The organism is Hyphomicrobium sp., assembly GCF_051860585.1.
GTDB lineage: Bacteria > Pseudomonadota > Alphaproteobacteria > Rhizobiales > Hyphomicrobiaceae > Hyphomicrobium_C.
Window position 1 is genome coordinate 41,260 of sequence record NZ_JBHYDS010000003.1, and the last position, 15,868, is coordinate 57,127.

The window sequence follows — 15,868 nt, forward strand, 5'->3', positions numbered from 1 at the left end:
AGGTGTGTCGCGTTGGGTGGGAGTTGCGTGAATGGGTTACCGAGGCGACGATTTGGACCTGCGAATTCCACAGGCCAATCCTGGGGAGGTCGCCCTCACCTCGAGCGATCCTTTTATCACGCCGGCACGGCCCCGGCCCACGGTTCAATCCAGCCGTGGCGCGCCGATCTGGGTCGATGAAGCCGTCCTCGAATGCTGCAATCACGCTTTCGATGTCGCTGCCGCCCACCGGGCCGGCGAAGTGCGCCTCGACCACCTTGTCTACGCGCTGACCCGCATCGACGAGGCCGCCGAGATCCTTGAGGCGCGCGGCGTGCGCGTGGCCGCGCTTCGCCGCGAGGCCGCAAATGCCGTCGCGACCGACTTTCCCTCCGGCACCGGCAACGGAAAGACGACACCGCGGCGCGGCGACGCCTTCGAGGAAGTGCTTAGAATTGCGGCCTCGCGCGCCTACCGCCGTCAAGCCCCGGCGACCGTGGGCGACATCGTCTATGCCTTATTCGACAGCGGTGTGGATTTCCCGGGCCTGTTCCGGCTTCTGCCGTCGAACGGTCCGAGGCCCGGCGGGCCGCAGGAGGCATCGCTCAGCGCAGAAACCGTGCGCGAGCGCATCCGCAGCGCCGCGGCGGCCTCCGAGCCAATCCTGCGCGCGCCCGATCTCACGGGCCTGTCGACGGTGCAGATGACCACCCAGCAATCCCGCCTCGATGCCATTGAGCAGTCGATGCGCACGCTCACGATCGAACTCGCCAACGAACGAAAACTCATATCGGGAGTGCTGCAAGACCTGCAGCGTGAACTCATGGCCCAACGCGAAGACACCCAGCGCATCGGCAGCGTCACGCCGGACAAGATCCAAGCCGTATTCGGTGACAGGCTGCAAAGCCTCGAACAGGCGTTCCTCACGTCGCGCAACACGAACGGGGGCGACCCCGGCACGATCCTCGAGCGCATCGGGCTGCTCGAGCGCGCCATCCAGTCGGAAATCTCCGTCACGCGCGCCGCGGTCGAGGAATTCTCAGCTCATGAGACGGATCTCGCTCCGCTCCTGCAGCGGGTCGAGGTGATCGAAATTGCCATCGCGAATGAACGCGAAAGAGCAACCGCCGGCGAAAAGACTCTCGCCGACGCCATCGAGACCGTTCGCACCACGGTGGAGACCCAGCCCGACGAAATCGCGGCCCTCCTCTCGCCCCCGCTGACGGAGCGCTTTGACGCCGACGCCGCGACCCGTGACGCCCACAACGCCGCCGCGACCGAGAGCTTCGCCGAAGCGCACCGCCGCCTCGTGGCCATCGAAGAGGCCCTCGAAGCGCACGCCGCACGGGTCGAGAGCGCCGAGGCTCGGGCGTCCGAAAACCACGCCGGCATCACGGATCTTCTGGAGCGCCTGGCCGACGCCGTCGCCCAGAACGCCGCCAATGCCCAGGAGGCCATGGCCAAACTGACCGAGAACCTCACCCAGGACCTCTCGGAGCTGCATGACGGCCTGACCAAGGTGAATGCGAACCAGCACACACTCGCAACCACGCTCGACTCGCAGGGCCAGGACGCCGCCGTCGCGGTCGCCGGCATCGTGGGCCGCATCCAGAGCCTGGAGACCGCCGCCGCCAAGCCGGTCGAGATGCTGACCGCGCTTTCGGGCACCGTCGACAAGATGCACAAGGTGACGGTGGAGCGGTACTACCGCCGCAATCGCTTCTGGTACTGGCTGTTCGGCACCGACGATTGGCTGGCCGCAAGCTGGCCCTCGCAGTCGGCACGCATCGCCGAGGAACTGCGCAACATCAAGCACTGACGCCGCACCCGGGCAGCATCCTACGCTTGCCCGCGCTTCGCCCTCTGCACCGCCAGTTCGAGGGCTTCCAGAAAGCGCGAGCGATCCTGGCGCGTGAACGAGGCGTTGAAGCCGCGGCTTTCGCCGGTTTCCCGCAGGTGCTGCGACAGATCCCGCATCGCCATCGCCATGCCGATGCTCGCATCCGTGAACGGCTTCCCCGTCGGACCCAGCGCCTGCGCTCCGGCCTTAAGGCAGCGCGCCGCCAGCGGAATGTCGGCCGTGATCGCGATATCGCCCTTGCCGATCCGCTCCGCGATCCAGTTGTCCGCCGCGTCCGCGCCCTCTTCCACGACCACGCGTTTGACGCGCAGGCCCTCGGGCAGGCGCATCCAGGAATTGGACACGTAGAAAATCTCGAGGCTGTGCCGGTCGGCCACCTTGAGCGCCTCGTCCTTCACCGGACAGGCATCCGCATCGACATAGATCACGCCGGCCATTCGCTCATCCCGCTGCCCTTCTTACCCCGACTGCCAACTGCCGACTGCCTCACTGCCCGCTAACTGCTGCCTGCTGCCTGCTGCCCACAAATAGGCTACAACGCGCCCATGACATGGCACAAAGACCGCGGCCCCGGCGAGCGTCGCAGCTATCACCACGGCAACCTGCGCGAGGCCCTGGTCGAGGCCGCGCTGGCACTCATACGCGAGAAGGGCCCCGCCGGCTTCACCTTCGCTGAAGCCGCCCGTGCTGCCGGCGTCTCGCCCGCCGCCCCCTACCGCCATTACCGCGACCGCGACGCCCTGATTGCCGATGTCGCCCGCCGCGGCTTCGAAGCGTTCGCTGCCGCGCTCACAGCCGCCTGGAATGAGGGACGCCCCGGCCCGCGCGAAGCATTCAATCGCGTCGGTGCGGCGTACCTCGCCTTCGCGGGCAAGGAGCCGGCCTACTTTGCCGCCATGTTCGAATCCGGCCTGTCGCTCGCCGACCATCCCGATGTCCGTGCTGAAGGGGACAGAGCGTTCGCCGTTCTGCGCGAGGCGTGCGAAGCGGTCATCGCGACACTGCCGGGCGATCGCCGCCCGCCCCCGCTGATGATGGCGCTGCATATCTGGTCGCTGTCGCACGGCACGGCGGCGCTGTTCGCGCGCGGCGACAGCTCGCGCCGCGCCATCCCCATGTCGCCGGAAGAACTCCTCGAGGCTGCCGTGCTGATCTACCTCGACGGCCTCGGCGGGCGCTGACGGCCACAATGCAGTTAACTGAATAATTGGTGATGCCTGGCGTTGAATCGCCTATCTTAAGCGCTCAGCGATCTGAAAAGGGCATCCGAGGGGGAAAATGTCGGTAAGACGTTGAGAACGAGATATTGAATTTTCACGCGAATTTCCTAAGTAACGTAACCGTTGTTTTAACGGCCACTGGGACGCTTGGTCCCATCGCAAATATGGTCACCGGCACCGCGCCGGATGTCGTCTCAAGACCAGAAATGGCAGTTCTTACTTTTGGGTCGCTCGCTTGCGCAATCTTCGTATACTTGGGCGCAATTCGTCTACTGAATGAGCGTATGGATGAGCCAGTAGCATAATGATCTATTTGGCAATCTCGGCCGTTATCGCAGTCACCGTTGCAGCTCACATCTTGCAACGGGCTGCGCTCAATCGAGTAGCCAAGTTTAAAGCTACGCTGACCCGGACCAAGCCTGCGGAAGCTACCGATACCGTTGCTGAAAAGATGTCCGCTCAGCAATCGGTCATTTTTGCAGAATCACAAGTGCGCGCCACCGATCCTCTAGCTGAGCGAATCAAGGCTACCATCGAGGAAAATACAGTTGGTTCAGCCATGCAATCCTCAATGAGGGATGTTTGGTTGGCACGCTATTCACAATCGGCCCATCCCACGGAAGTTGTATTGTGGGAAGATGTCGCACACATCTTCGTCGCGTATAAACGTGATCGGTTGTCCGAACCAGATTTGCCCGACCTTTTTGGAGTTGATCCGCAGGCAAGGCCGCTCAAGCCTCAAAAGTTGTTCGAACCGCCACTTAAGAAAGGGCGCTGAACAGTCTACTTCTTCTCCGGCACAACCACCCGGATCGAAAGCTCGCGCAGCTGCTTCGGCGACACGTCGCTCGGCGCGCCCATCAGCAGATCGTTCGCCTGCTGGTTCATCGGAAACAAGGCGACATCACGCACCGTCTTGGTGCCCGTGAGCAGCATCACCATGCGCTCGATACCGGCCGCCATGCCGCCATGTGGCGGCGCGCCGTACTGGAACGCGCGATACAGTCCGCCGAACCGCTCCTCGACATCCGAGCGGCTGAGCCCCGTGATCTCGAACGCCTTCACCATCGTCTCGGGCACATGGTTGCGCACCGACCCGGACGCGATCTCGTAGCCGTTGCAGACGATGTCGTATTGGTTGGCCTTGAGCCCGAGCAGCGCATCGCGCCCCTCCGTCTCCGCTGCGGTCAACGCCTCCGCGCCGCCCTTCGGCATCGAGAACGGGTTGTGCGAGAAGTCGACCTTCTTCTCGTCCTCGTTCCATTCGTAGAACGGGAAATCGACGATCCACGCGAACGCGAAGCGCCCCTCGTCGATGAGCTTCAGCTCGCGCCCAATCTCGTCGCGCGCAAGGCCTGCGAACTTGTAGAACTTGGCCGGATCGCCCGCCGTGAAGAAGCAGGCGTCGCCCGTCTTGAGGCCCATCTGGGCCTGGATGGCTGCGGCGCGCTCCCCGCCCACGTTCTTGGCGACAGGACCGGCGCCCGCCGAGCCCTCTTCCTCGCGCCAGAAGATGTAGCCGAGGCCCGGCTGGCCTTCCTTCTGCGCCCAGCCGTTCATGCGGTCGCAGAACGCGCGGCTTCCGCCGCCCGGCGCGGGGACGGCCCACACGCGAACCTTGGGATCGCGCTCGATCATGCCGGCGAAGACCTTGAAGCCCGAGCCGCGGAAATGCTCGGTCACATCCGCCATTTCGATCGGGTTGCGCAGGTCCGGCTTGTCGGAGCCGTAGGTCGCGATCGCCGTATCGTAGGGAATGCGCTGCCAGTCGCGGTCCACGCGCTTGGTCTGTCCTTGCCCGCCTGCGGCAGGCCCCGCGAACTCCTCGAACACCGACGTCAGCACCGGCTCCATCGTCTGGAAGATGTCTTCCTGCTCGACGAAGCTCATCTCGACATCGAGCTGGTAGAACTCGCCGGGCAGGCGGTCGGCGCGCGGATCCTCGTCGCGGAAACAGGGCGCGATCTGGAAGTACCGGTCGAACCCGGACACCATCAGCAGCTGCTTGTACTGCTGCGGAGCCTGCGGCAGCGCGTAGAACTTGCCCGCATGGATGCGCGACGGCACCAGGAAGTCGCGCGCGCCTTCGGGCGACGAAGCGGTCAGGATCGGCGTCGGAAACTCATTGAAGCCGGCCTCGTGCATGCGGCGGCGAATCGAGGAGGTGATCGCGAGCCGCTTCATGATGATGGCGTGCAGCGTCTCGCGCCGGAGGTCCAGGAACCGGTACGTGAGCCGCATGTCTTCCGGATAGTCGGGCTCGCCGAACACCGGAACTGGAAGTTCCTTCGCTTCCGACAGCACCTCGATCTCGGTCGCATAAACCTCGATCTCGCCCGTCGGCAGGTCGGCGTTGGTCGTCCCCTCGGGACGCTTGCGCACCGCGCCGTCGATCCGCACGACCCATTCGGAGCGGAGCTTTTCGGCGATCTTGAAGGCGGCGCTGTCGGGGTCGGCGACCACCTGGGTCAGCCCGTAATGGTCGCGCAGGTCGATGAACAGCACGCCGCCATGGTCGCGAACGCGATGCACCCAACCGGAGAGCCGCGCCGTGCTCCCGATATCCGTGGCCCGCAGTGCGCCGCACGTGTGCGACCGGTATCGATGCAGCTGAGCGCCGCCAACTGCCGTAGTCTTTGCGTTCGCCATAGCCCCGCAACCCGCCTGATCTTGCCTTTTTGAATCGGCGGACAAGCGCATGGATAGGCCCCCAAAGTCAAGATAGGGGGTGGCCGGGCTCGCCGGCATTTCCGGCTGTGGCCGGCATGATGACCTGATTGTCCAGCCCGCGGAAATAGCCGGAGTTACGGCCCAGCGGTTTGATTCGGCTGCGCAGCGGCTTGGCGCGCGCCGGGCGGCCGCTTCAGGCCTTGAAACGCGGATTCCAGAAAAAGCCGGGTTGCGCCGGGCGCCGCACTCTCGCAAGTCGCGTTCGCCCCCCGCCGGCATCATCGCCTGCCACGGAGAATAGCGACCGCTTCAGAGAAGCACGACCATCGTCACCCAGAGCACCAACGACGCTGCAAACAGCCCCGTGCTGAGTTTCAGATTCCACGACGTCTGATGAAATTCCCGCTCGAGTGACCCGAGTTCGGTCAACCTGCGGCTCACCGCTTCAAAAGTTCGAAACGCGTGAAAATCGCCTTTCGAATTTCCGTCGACGGCGTCAACGCGCGTTTTCAGATAGTCGAATCTCCGGCTTAAGTCGTCGAGCTTTGCGGCGCGCAATTTATGCTCACGCTCGAGAAATTCCGAAAACCGGTAGCCGCGCACGGAGTCGTCACGCAATTCCGCAATATCGCTTTTTACGAGTTGCAGCTCCCGCCCGAGGGATTTCATCTCGATGAGCATCTGGTCGAGCTTGATCGCGGTGTCGGCGACGAACGCATCGCGCGCGATGAGCTGCACGGCTGGCCCCGGCCGCACCGGTTCAAGCGACTGTCGTTCCACGAGATAATTATGCAGAGGCGGTAACCGGGCGCCTTTCGACTTTTGCCTCGTGATCTCTAGCACACCGAACTCCCTACGCGGCCGCCTAGGTCGAAAAGACCGGCCGAAGAGACCAATAGAGCCACCCGGCGTTCGACCGCCGGCCACGAAATGAGACGCTTTCTCCACGCGAATGGAAAGCAATCGAAACCGTCCGAAGATGAGAATGGGTTTTCGGCGCCAGCCGCGTATTGGCGACGGCAATTAACCGGAAACGACACCCGCTGTATTCGCACGCACGATAAACCGCGCCCTGGCACTTTTTATACAACGCCGGATATTTGCTGACTAGATGCCGCACCCTAAGAATTTACGATTTCACGAGATTTAATTTGATGTCCCCGCGCTGACGATATCCGGCGCCGCGCCGGCAGCGACGCTGCACCAACACACCCGCCCCGGAGTTCGGCCGGCAGTTCGGTCCAACAATGCAGGTGACGAAGCGGGCCCGGCCGCGAGCCTGACTCGGTCCAAAGCATGCGCGACGCGCAGTCGAGGCGGCGACGGCACCAGCCAACAAATTCAGTGCCGCACAGCCGTTCTGAGAGGGGGGACTAGCGATATTGGCCTCGTCATGCGTATAAACGTCCCGCAATGCGCGTCATTACCACCACATCGGCCCTCACCGAGACCTGCTCCAGACTTGCCGAAGGCGATTTTGTCGCCGTCGACACGGAGTTCATGCGTGAGCAAACCTTCTGGCCCGACCTGTGCCTGATCCAGCTCGCGGGTCTGGACGAGGAGGCTATTGTCGATCCCATGGCGGCAGGCATCGACCTGAAGCCGTTTTACGACCTGATGGCCGACACGCGCGTGGTTAAGGTGTTTCACGCCGCCCGCCAGGACGTCGAAATCGTCTTCTGCGAAGCCGGCCTCATCCCGACACCGATCTTCGACACCCAGATCGCCGCCATGGTCTGCGGCTTCGGCGAGAGCGTCAGCTACGTCAATCTCGTCAAGAAGATCACCGGCCGGGACCTCGACAAAAGCTCCCGCTTCACGGACTGGAGCCGGCGCCCGCTGACCGACAAGCAGCTCGTCTACGCCCTGGGCGACGTCACCCACCTCCGCGACATCTACATCGTGCTCAAGACCGAGCTCGAGAACACGGGCCGGGCCTCGTGGCTCGACGAGGAGATGGCCGACCTGACGGCCCCCTCGACCTATGAGAGCCACCCCGAGAACGCCTGGCAGCGGCTCAAAATGCGCGTCAAGAACCGCAAGGCGCTCGCCGTGCTGATCGAGTTGGCGGCCTGGCGCGAACGCCTCGCCCAGGCCCAGGACGTGCCGCGCGGCCGCATCCTGCGCGACGAAGCGCTGTACGACATCGCCAACCAGCAGCCGACCTCGCCCGATAAGCTCTCGGAACTTCGAACCCTCAGCGACGGCTTTGCCCGCTCCCAGCGCGCCCGCGATATCATCGACGCCGTGGCGCGCGGTTTGGAGCGCGATCCCAAGACGGTACCGCCGCTCACCCATAGCCAGCCGATGACCGCCGAGGCGACGGCGACGATCGAGCTGTTGAAGGTGCTGCTGAAGGCCGCTGCCGCCCGCCACCGCGTTGCGCCCCGCCTGATCGCCAATTCAGAGGATCTCGAGCGCATCGCCAGCGAGGCTGAACCCGACGTGGCCGCCATGAAGGGCTGGCGCCGTCAGCTTTTCGGGGACGATGCCCTGAAACTGAAGCGCGGCGAACTTGCCCTGACGCTGTCCAAGGGCGAAGTCCTCGCCATCAGCTCCGGCCAAAGTTAGGCAACGGGCAGCCGGCAACAGGCAGCCGAAACTTCACCTGCGCGGCACCAGCCCAGCCCCGGCACTTCCCACGACTGCCTTACTGCCGACTGCCTTACTGCCGACTGCCTTACTGCCTGCTGCCTGCTGCCTGCTGCCTGCTGCCTGCTGCCTACTTCCTCGGATCGTAACGGTGCTTCTGCCGCCACTCCGAAAGAAAGTACGCGAGCCCCTCGTCGATGGTGTCCGGCAGCACGATCCGCACGGTCACCAGTTCGTCGCCGGTCGCGCCCGTTGTCGCATTCCGCACGCCCTTGCCCTTGAGCCGCAACACTTGGCCCGAACTGGTGCCCTTCGGGATCGTCAGCTGAACGCGCCCGCCTGCGGTCGGAACTTCGACCTTCCCGCCCAGCACGGCTTCGTCGAGCGTGATCGGCAGATCCAACAGGATGTCGTCGCCCTCGCGCCTGAAATCGCGGTGCGGCCGGACGCGAATTTCGACGAGCGCATCGCCCGTCTCTCCGCCGGCCACCCCCGGCTCCCCGCGCCCCCTGAGGCGAAGCACCTGGCCGTCCGTCACGCCTTCCGGCACGTTGAGATCGAGCACGCCCGCATCCGGCAGCGTCACCCGCTTTTTGGCGCCCTGCACCGCCTCCAGGAAATCGACGTCGAGCGTGTAGCGCACGTCGCGGCCCCGCGTGGCGAAATTTCCGCCGCGTGCGCCGGCCCGGCCGCCGCCCGCGAAGAGGTCGGAGAAGACGTCGCCGAAATCCTCGAAAATGGGCCCGCTCCGGCCTCGCGTCCCCGCGCCGCCGCCCGCCCCTTGCGGCCGCCAGGTCGGCCTGCGCGCTTCGCCCGAGGCATCGATCTCGCCGGCATCGAACTGGCGCCGCCGCTCCGGATCCCCAAGGATCTCGTGCGCCGCCGTCACTTTCTTGAAGCGCTCCTCGGCCGTCTTGGCCGGATTGACGTCCGGATGCAGCTCTTTGACGAGCTTCAGGTACGCCTTCCTGATCTGATCGTCCGTCGCGCCGTGCGGCACACCCAGAACGGTATACGGGTCGTCGGCCATGTCAGGCGAGCATCCTAGGCGTGAAGGTATTTGTTCCGCCGTGGGAGCAGCCAAGCGCTCCACGCGACGCCGATTGATACGAAATCTCGACGGGGCGAGACCAGCGCAAAATGAGGTGGGCGCCGCAGCGCTAAGGGACGATGCGGATTTCCGGCTCGCGCAGCAGCAGCGCCGCCAACACCCCGAAGCGCCGCCGCAGGCGCTCCCCATCCAATGCCACATAGCTCTTGGGCAATGTCAGAACCAGCTTCGTGCCTTCGTGGAACAGCTGGGTCTCGTCGATCACGCCGGGCATGCCGATCGACAGCATATGGGCGGCGCGGACGGCCGCACCGATGATTCGCGCACGTTTCTGCGCCCGTTTGCTGATCGTGAGCCTGAGGCGTGTCGACAGCGCGTCGATGGCGGCTCCGTCGTCCGACCCGACATGCCGATGATAGACCGCCAGGGCAAGAAAGATGCGACCCGGATGATCGATGCCCGATAGCCCGGCATGCGCGATCACGTTGAGGCTCTGCTCACCACGATAATCGGGATGCGCTCGCCATCCGATGTCCGAGAGCAGGCACGCGGCATAGCGCAACCGGCGTTCTTCGGGTGTTTCCTTCGGCCCCTCGCCGTCAAACAGCGCGTCGGTCCAGCTGCACAGCTCCTGCGCGTGCACAACCGACCGCGAACGCAATCGGGCATAATCCTCGCAGAAGCAGAGCAGCGGATCCTTCGCCTGCTCATGCCGGGTCATGAGGCTGTAAAGCAGTCCCTCGCGAATGCCGTAGACCGAGAGCACGACCTCGGACGGCGCCATCGATTCGAGCAGGCGTTCCAGCACGAGCGCCCCGAACGGGACGACCTCGCGCCGCGCCCGCGCCACTTCCTGCATGCCCGGCAGCGTTGCCAGCTTCTTGTGCCGCCGGATAAACTGGCAGAACTCGATCATCTCGCGCGTCGAAACGGCATAGCCCTGCATGACGCGCAGCGGATAGTTCGTCTGCACCATGTGCAGCTTGGCCAGCGCGCGCCACGTTCCACCGACGGCGTAGAACGGCCGGCCGCGTCCGCCGATCATCCAATTCGTCTTCGCGAACGCCTCATCGACGACGGGCAACGCACGATCGATCTTGTTGCCGGTCTGGTCGATCAGCCGGAGCCCGCCGAGCGGCAGGGTCGACGCATTGGTGATCGCCTCCCGGTTGATCTCGATCAGCTCCAGGCTGCCGCCGCCGAGATCACCAGCCGTGCCGTCGATCTCCCAGAAGCCCATCCGGACGCCGTATGCGGCAAGCTGGGCTTCCTTCTCGCCGGACAGCACTTCGATGCGCGTTCCCGCCGCACGTTCCGCGCGCTGGATGAAGCTGCGCCCGTCTTCGGCCTCGCGCACGGCGGCTGTCGCCAGCACACGTAGGTTTTTCACCTTGAGGATGCGCGCGATGACGCGGAAGCGGCTCAGCGCTTCCAGCGCCCGCTCGACGCCTTCGTCTCCGAGCCGTCCCGTCGACACGATCGACTTGCCGAGACCGCAGAGAACTTTTTCGTTGAAGATAGGAAGCGCGGCGCGCACGGCGCCTTCATATACGACGAGGCGCACCGAGTTCGACCCGATGTCGATCACGCCAAGCGGTTCAAGCTCCACCGCTTTTCCCCGCCCGCCGAACACCTGCGTCAAGCTCACCAAAGATGCTGCCCAGACTCGTGCCTATGACCAACGGCAATGTGCGTTGATCTGCCCGGGCTGATGCGTCTCCCGGCCAGCGCACGATGGTCTCCTGATAGGGGGTCGGACGGACACGGTCTAGTCTTTTTGCATGAAATCGAAACGCGGCGGGAAATGATCCTTAAGCGCCTGACCGCGGCCGGAGAGCGATGGGTTTGTCATGAAATATTTGTGGGCGTTGAACGGCGCCTCGCCCTCCGCCGGAACGATTCGCGACGACGAGCCATCGCCCTTGATCTCCCAGCTCTGCTGATTGTCCTTGAGATTGGCCACCATGATCTGATCGAGCACCTGCTCGTGCACGGTCGCGTTCTTGATCGGCGCCATCGCCTCGACGCGCCGATCGAGGTTGCGCGGCATCATGTCGGCCGAGCTGATGTAGACGGCCGCCGCCGGCGAGGGCAGCCCTTCACCCTGTCCGAAGCAGTAGATCCGCGCATGCTCGAGGAAGCGGCCGATGATGCTTTTGACGCGGATGTTCTCGGACAGGCCCGGAATGCCGGGCCGCAGGCAACAAACGCCGCGCACGACGAGATCGATCTCAACGCCCGCCTGACTGGCCTCGTAGAGCGCGTCGATGATCTGCGCATCGACGAGGGAGTTCATCTTCATCCAGATCGCACCGGGACGGCCCGCTTTCACGTGCGCGATCTCGCCTCGGATATGGCCCACGATCCGGTTGCGGATACCGCGCGGGCTGGCCGCCATGTGCTCGAGTTCCGTCGGCTCGCCGTAACCCGTGACGAAGTTGAGAATACGCGTGGCGTCCCGTGCAATCCCCGAGTCCGTCGTGAACAGCGACAGGTCTGTATAGATGCGCGCCGTTTGCGAGTGATAGTTGCCCGTGCCGATATGGCAGTAGGTCACCAGCTCGGAGTTCTCGCGCCGCACGATCTGCCCGAGCTTCGCATGCGTCTTCAGCTCGATGAACCCATACACAACGTGCACGCCGGATTTTTCGAGGTCGCGCGCCCAGCGGATGTTGGCGGCCTCGTCGAAGCGCGCTTTCAGCTCGACGACGGCGGTGACCGATTTGCCCGCCTCCACCGCTTCCTTCAGTGCCTGCACGATGGGGCTGTCGTTGCTGGTGCGATAGAGCGTCCACTTAATCGCCATCACGTTCGGATCGGCCACCGCCTGCCGCAGGAACTGCACCACCACGTCGAAGCTCTCGTACGGATGGTGGACGATGATGTCCTTCTTGCTGATGGCCGCGAAGCAGTCGCCGTTGAATTCGCGGATACGCTCCGGAAAGCGCGGATTGTAGACCTTGAAGATCAGATCCGGCCGGTTCGAAACGATCAATTGCGAGGTGTCCGAAAGGCCGAGCAACCCTTCCTTGATGAAAACGGATTCCTCGCCGACCTCCAGCTCGTCGATGACGAACTTCTTCAGTCTGTCGGGCATCTTCGCGTCGAGTTCGAGACGGATCACATGCCCGCGGCGCCGCCGCTTGAGCAGCGTCTCGAACGACCGCACCAGATCCTCGGCTTCTTCCTGCAGCTCCACGTCACTGTCGCGCAACACGCGGAAAGCGCCCTGGCTGTTGACGTCGAAGCCGGGAAACAGCTCCGAGATGAACATGCTGATCAGCGCTTCCATCCGGATGAACCGGATCTGCTCCTCGGTACTGCCTTCGGCGCGCAAGCGGATGAAGCGTTCGAGCTGGCCCGGAATGGGAATGAGGCCGCTCATCGATTTGGCGTCGCTCTTGCGCTGCATCCACACGGCCATCGTCAGGCCGAGGTTGGGGATGAACGGGAATGGATGCGCCGGGTCGACGGCGATCGGCGTCAGGATCGGAAACACGTGCGACATGAACAGGCGTTCGAGCCAGATCTTCTCGGGCGCGGTGAGGTCGGCCGGCTCGACGATGGCGATTCCCGCCGTCGCCATGTCCCGCTTGACTTCGATCCAGCACGCCTGCTTGTCCGCGACCAGCCGCGCCGCGAAGCGATTGACCTCGGCAAGCTGCTTCTGCGGCGTCAGCCCGTCCTGCGTCAGCGTCGTCACACCGGCTGCGATCTGGCCATAGATGCCGGCCGCGCGCACCATGTAGAATTCATCGAGGTTGGATGCCGAGATGGACAGGAACCGCAAGCGCTCGAGCACGGGATGGTTCTTGTTCTGCGCTTCTTCGAGGACGCGGCGGTTGAACTGCAGCCATGACAGCTCGCGGTTGTAGAACCGGGCCGGGCCCTCAGGGACCTCCAGCGCCGGAGCCCTGACTTCGGACGCTTTGGTCTTAGATCTCGTCGAGGCCATTTTTTGGTGTTCCTGCAGAATCCGGTCCAATCGACCGGGATGAGGCGTGTCTATTGCGACAGTATGATGAAGTGGGACAGCCCGACAGGGGCTTATTCGTCATACTCCTCAAGCCCTTCGGCAGGCCTGTCAGCGGCGAGCGCCGCCGCGGCGATCGCCCGCGTCACCTTGCGTTGGGCGGCGAGCGAAAGCCGGTCGCAATGCGCCACCACGCGCAGGATCGCGTCCATCGAGCGCTCCATGTGCAGCGCGAGGTAGCTCACGACATGCGGTTCGACCATGAGTTGGCGATCCGAAAACAGTTTCACCAGCACCGAACGGATCAGGGACTCGTCCGGCGAGGCGATCTGCACCGGCGACGTCGCCCTCAGCCGCGACCGGAGATCCGGCAACGTGATGGCGATCTCGCCCGGCGCCACGCGTGACGTCATGAGCAGCGCACCTGATTTCTCGCGCGCGAGATTCAACAGATGAAACAGGATCTGTTCGTTGCCCACGCCCCGGTCGATATCCTCCACCACCAGCGCGGGCTTGACCTCGAAGTCGCGCACCACGGCCTCGTCGAGGGCGCACGCCGCCACGACCGCCGCGCCCGAGCGGCGCCGCCAGACATTGGCCAGATGGCTCTTGCCGGACCCGGCAGGACCGACCACGAGCTGCGAGGGCTGCAACCATTCGGGCCACTTATCGACCAGGTCCACGGCAGCCGCGTTCGACCGGCTGACGAGGAAGTCCTCCGCCTCCTGCGCCTGCCGGTGCGGCAAAGCGAGGACGAGTTGCTGCGGCGTCTCTTTAGCGCCGAGTGTCATGGGGCCGTCTCGCGCAGGAGTGGATCGGGCGAGCCTTGATAGACGGGGCTCTTGAGATAGACGTCGATTGCGAACCGGATCAGCACGCCGAGCGCGGCGGCGAGTGGTACAGCGATGAGCGTGCCCACGAAGCCGAACAGATAGCTGAAAACGAAGAGCGCGAAGATCAGCCACACGGGATGCAGCCCGATTTTGGATCCGACGATCGTCGGGCCGAGAAAGCCCGCGTCGAGCGCTTGCGCTGCAATGAATACGGCGACGACGAGTAGGATCGGCAGCATGTCCGGCCAGAACTGCACGATGGCGACAGTCGTCGCGGTGAGAAAGCCGATCAGCCAGCCCACGATGGGCACGAATGCGAGCGCGCCCGTCACGAGCCCGATCAGCAGGCCGTAGTTCAAGCCGATGGCGGTGAGTGTGATGGCGTAGAAGGCGCCGAGGATCAGGCACACGGTGCCCTGCCCGCGCACGAACGCCGCAACGGCATCGTTCATGTCCGTCGCCAGCGCCCGCACGGAGGACGCATGTCCCCGGGGCAGCCAGCCATCGATTTTTTGCAGCATGGGATGCCAGTCGATCAGCAGATAGAACACCACGAGCGGCGTCACGAGCAGCAATGCCAGAAAATTGACGATCGCGAGGCTGCGGCTCCAGATCGATGTCGCGGCCCAACCAGCTAGGCTCGCCCAGTTCTCCGACAGCGCCTCGGTCGCGCGCCCGATCTGCGTATCGAGGCCGGTGAACCCCGGCCCGAAACGTGCCCGTGCCCACGCGTCCGCCCCTTCCCGAAGCCGCGTCACCTCACCCGGCAATGCGGCCGCGAGGTCCTGCGCCTGCGAAAGGATGACCGGCACGATAAGGACAAGACTTGCGACCGCCAGGACGACGAGCGTCACGACGATCAGCAGCGAGGCGACGACGCGGTTCAATCCCAGTTCGACCAGCTTGTCGGCAAGCGGACTGAGAAAATAGGCGATGGCGATGCCGGCCACGAACGGCAGCAGAATATCCTTGAGCACCGCGATCGTGAGGATCAGCAGTGCGGCCGCCGTCATCCAGAACAGGACCTGCCGCTCCGCCCGCATCGTGTCTCCTCAATGTCCTCAATGCTTCGCCAAAACGCAAAGCTTCGCCAAAACAGGCGTGTCATGCGCGCGCCGGTGCACGGTCACGCGCTTGACCACTGTCGCGGACTTTACCCCGACATGTGCCGAAGCCAAGCCCGCAGATACGCATAGAGCGAAGCGATGGTGAGGATACCGGCCACCCAGACGAGCCCGATCCGGAGCGCTTCCAGGCCGAGCCCGAAACCGTCATCCGCCAGTACGACACCGGCGAGCACGATCTGCGCCACGGTATTGGCTTTGCTGACGGCCAGCGGGCTGATGCGCACGGGCTTGTCGAGCAGCCACGAGAGCATGACGCCGACCACGATCAGGATGTCGCGCGAGACCACCGCGATCACGAGCCAAGACGGCAGCGCGCCCCGCACGCCAAGCGCGACGAAGATCGAAACGATCAGCAGCTTGTCGGCCAGCGGATCGAGATAGGCGCCGAGTTCGGTCGACAGACCGAACCGCTTGGCAATGAACCCGTCGACCGCATCGGAAACGCCGGCAAGCACGAAGACCATGAATGCAAGTTGCGTCTGCCCCGAGACCAGCAGCCAGAAAACGATTGGCACCAGGATCACCCGGCCCAATGTGATGAGGTTAGGAAGGTTCAAATGCC

13 protein-coding genes are annotated in these 15,868 nt (G+C 64.2%); 4 read left to right on the plus strand and 9 right to left on the minus strand.

The window, feature by feature from the left end; all coding sequences use genetic code 11:
• Positions 1-31 precede the first annotated feature (31 nt).
• Entirely contained in the window at positions 32-1,798 is a 1,767-nt protein-coding gene (locus tag ACTIFK_RS05850; protein WP_439542117.1) for a hypothetical protein, read from the plus strand.
• A 20-nt stretch (positions 1,799-1,818) separates the two neighbouring features.
• Here ACTIFK_RS05850 and ACTIFK_RS05855 read toward each other — a convergent pair whose 3' ends face one another.
• Positions 1,819-2,277: a YaiI/YqxD family protein gene (locus ACTIFK_RS05855; protein WP_439542118.1), complete on the minus strand. Its 459-nt coding sequence runs from the start codon at positions 2,275-2,277 to the stop codon at positions 1,819-1,821.
• Positions 2,278-2,385: 108 nt separating this feature from the next.
• Here ACTIFK_RS05855 and ACTIFK_RS05860 point away from each other — a divergent pair, with 108 nt between their 5' ends.
• Both ACTIFK_RS05860 and ACTIFK_RS05865 read left to right on the plus strand, forming a co-directional pair.
• The gene (locus ACTIFK_RS05860) at positions 2,386-3,021 is read left to right on the plus strand and encodes a TetR/AcrR family transcriptional regulator (protein WP_439542119.1); all 636 of its coding nucleotides are present in this window, start codon (positions 2,386-2,388) and stop codon (positions 3,019-3,021) included.
• Positions 3,022-3,364: 343 nt separating this feature from the next.
• The gene (locus tag ACTIFK_RS05865; RefSeq protein ID WP_439542120.1) at positions 3,365-3,838 is read left to right on the plus strand and encodes a hypothetical protein; all 474 of its coding nucleotides are present in this window, start codon (positions 3,365-3,367) and stop codon (positions 3,836-3,838) included.
• Positions 3,839-3,843: 5 nt separating this feature from the next.
• On the opposite strand, the gene aspS is transcribed toward ACTIFK_RS05865, so the two are convergent.
• Together aspS and ACTIFK_RS05875 are read right to left on the minus strand one after the other, a co-directional pair.
• A complete protein-coding gene (gene aspS, locus ACTIFK_RS05870) occupies positions 3,844-5,670 on the minus strand; it encodes an aspartate--tRNA ligase (protein ID WP_439542448.1) in 1,827 nt (608 codons plus the stop codon).
• Positions 5,671-6,039: 369 nt separating this feature from the next.
• Positions 6,040-6,693: a hypothetical protein gene (locus ACTIFK_RS05875; RefSeq protein ID WP_439542121.1), complete on the minus strand. Its 654-nt coding sequence runs from the start codon at positions 6,691-6,693 to the stop codon at positions 6,040-6,042.
• A gap of 450 nt (positions 6,694-7,143) precedes the next feature.
• Here ACTIFK_RS05875 and rnd point away from each other — a divergent pair, with 450 nt between their 5' ends.
• Entirely contained in the window at positions 7,144-8,301 is a 1,158-nt protein-coding gene (gene rnd, locus ACTIFK_RS05880; protein WP_439542122.1) for a ribonuclease D, read from the plus strand.
• 151 nt (positions 8,302-8,452) lie between these two features.
• Here the strand turns inward: rnd and ACTIFK_RS05885 are convergent, their stop codons facing one another.
• The 6 genes from ACTIFK_RS05885 to ACTIFK_RS05910 form a co-directional block, all read right to left on the minus strand.
• Positions 8,453-9,352 carry a DnaJ C-terminal domain-containing protein gene (locus tag ACTIFK_RS05885; RefSeq protein ID WP_439542123.1) on the minus strand — a complete coding sequence of 300 codons (900 nt, stop codon included), beginning with the start codon at positions 9,350-9,352 and terminating at the stop codon, positions 8,453-8,455.
• Between the two features lie 130 nt (positions 9,353-9,482).
• Entirely contained in the window at positions 9,483-11,021 is a 1,539-nt protein-coding gene (locus tag ACTIFK_RS05890; RefSeq protein ID WP_439542124.1) for a Ppx/GppA family phosphatase, read from the minus strand.
• 120 nt (positions 11,022-11,141) lie between these two features.
• Positions 11,142-13,328 (minus strand): RNA degradosome polyphosphate kinase, encoded by a 2,187-nt coding sequence (locus tag ACTIFK_RS05895; RefSeq protein WP_439542125.1) that lies wholly within the window; start codon positions 13,326-13,328, stop codon positions 11,142-11,144.
• Between the two features lie 92 nt (positions 13,329-13,420).
• A complete protein-coding gene (locus ACTIFK_RS05900) occupies positions 13,421-14,137 on the minus strand; it encodes an HdaA/DnaA family protein (RefSeq protein WP_439542126.1) in 717 nt (238 codons plus the stop codon).
• Positions 14,134-15,222 carry an AI-2E family transporter gene (locus ACTIFK_RS05905; RefSeq protein WP_439542127.1) on the minus strand — a complete coding sequence of 363 codons (1,089 nt, stop codon included), beginning with the start codon at positions 15,220-15,222 and terminating at the stop codon, positions 14,134-14,136. The genes ACTIFK_RS05900 and ACTIFK_RS05905 overlap by 4 nt, the downstream gene beginning before the upstream one ends.
• Before the next feature lie 110 nt (positions 15,223-15,332).
• Complete coding sequence (locus tag ACTIFK_RS05910; protein ID WP_439542449.1) at positions 15,333-15,863, minus strand: CDP-alcohol phosphatidyltransferase family protein; 531 nt, start codon at positions 15,861-15,863, stop codon at positions 15,333-15,335.
• Between the last annotated feature and the right edge of the window lie 5 nt (positions 15,864-15,868).

Coding starts and splice junctions, on each gene's coding strand:
- rnd (WP_439542122.1), top strand. CDS start 7,144: ATGCGCGTCATTACCACCACATCGGCCCTCACCGAGACCTGCTCCAGA.
- ACTIFK_RS05850 (WP_439542117.1), top strand. CDS start 32: ATGGGTTACCGAGGCGACGATTTGGACCTGCGAATTCCACAGGCCAAT.
- ACTIFK_RS05900 (WP_439542126.1), bottom strand. CDS start 14,137: ATGACACTCGGCGCTAAAGAGACGCCGCAGCAACTCGTCCTCGCTTTG.
- ACTIFK_RS05905 (WP_439542127.1), bottom strand. CDS start 15,222: ATGCGGGCGGAGCGGCAGGTCCTGTTCTGGATGACGGCGGCCGCACTG.
- ACTIFK_RS05860 (WP_439542119.1), top strand. CDS start 2,386: ATGACATGGCACAAAGACCGCGGCCCCGGCGAGCGTCGCAGCTATCAC.
- ACTIFK_RS05895 (WP_439542125.1), bottom strand. CDS start 13,328: ATGGCCTCGACGAGATCTAAGACCAAAGCGTCCGAAGTCAGGGCTCCG.
- ACTIFK_RS05885 (WP_439542123.1), bottom strand. CDS start 9,352: ATGGCCGACGACCCGTATACCGTTCTGGGTGTGCCGCACGGCGCGACG.
- ACTIFK_RS05855 (WP_439542118.1), bottom strand. CDS start 2,277: ATGGCCGGCGTGATCTATGTCGATGCGGATGCCTGTCCGGTGAAGGAC.
- ACTIFK_RS05865 (WP_439542120.1), top strand. CDS start 3,365: ATGATCTATTTGGCAATCTCGGCCGTTATCGCAGTCACCGTTGCAGCT.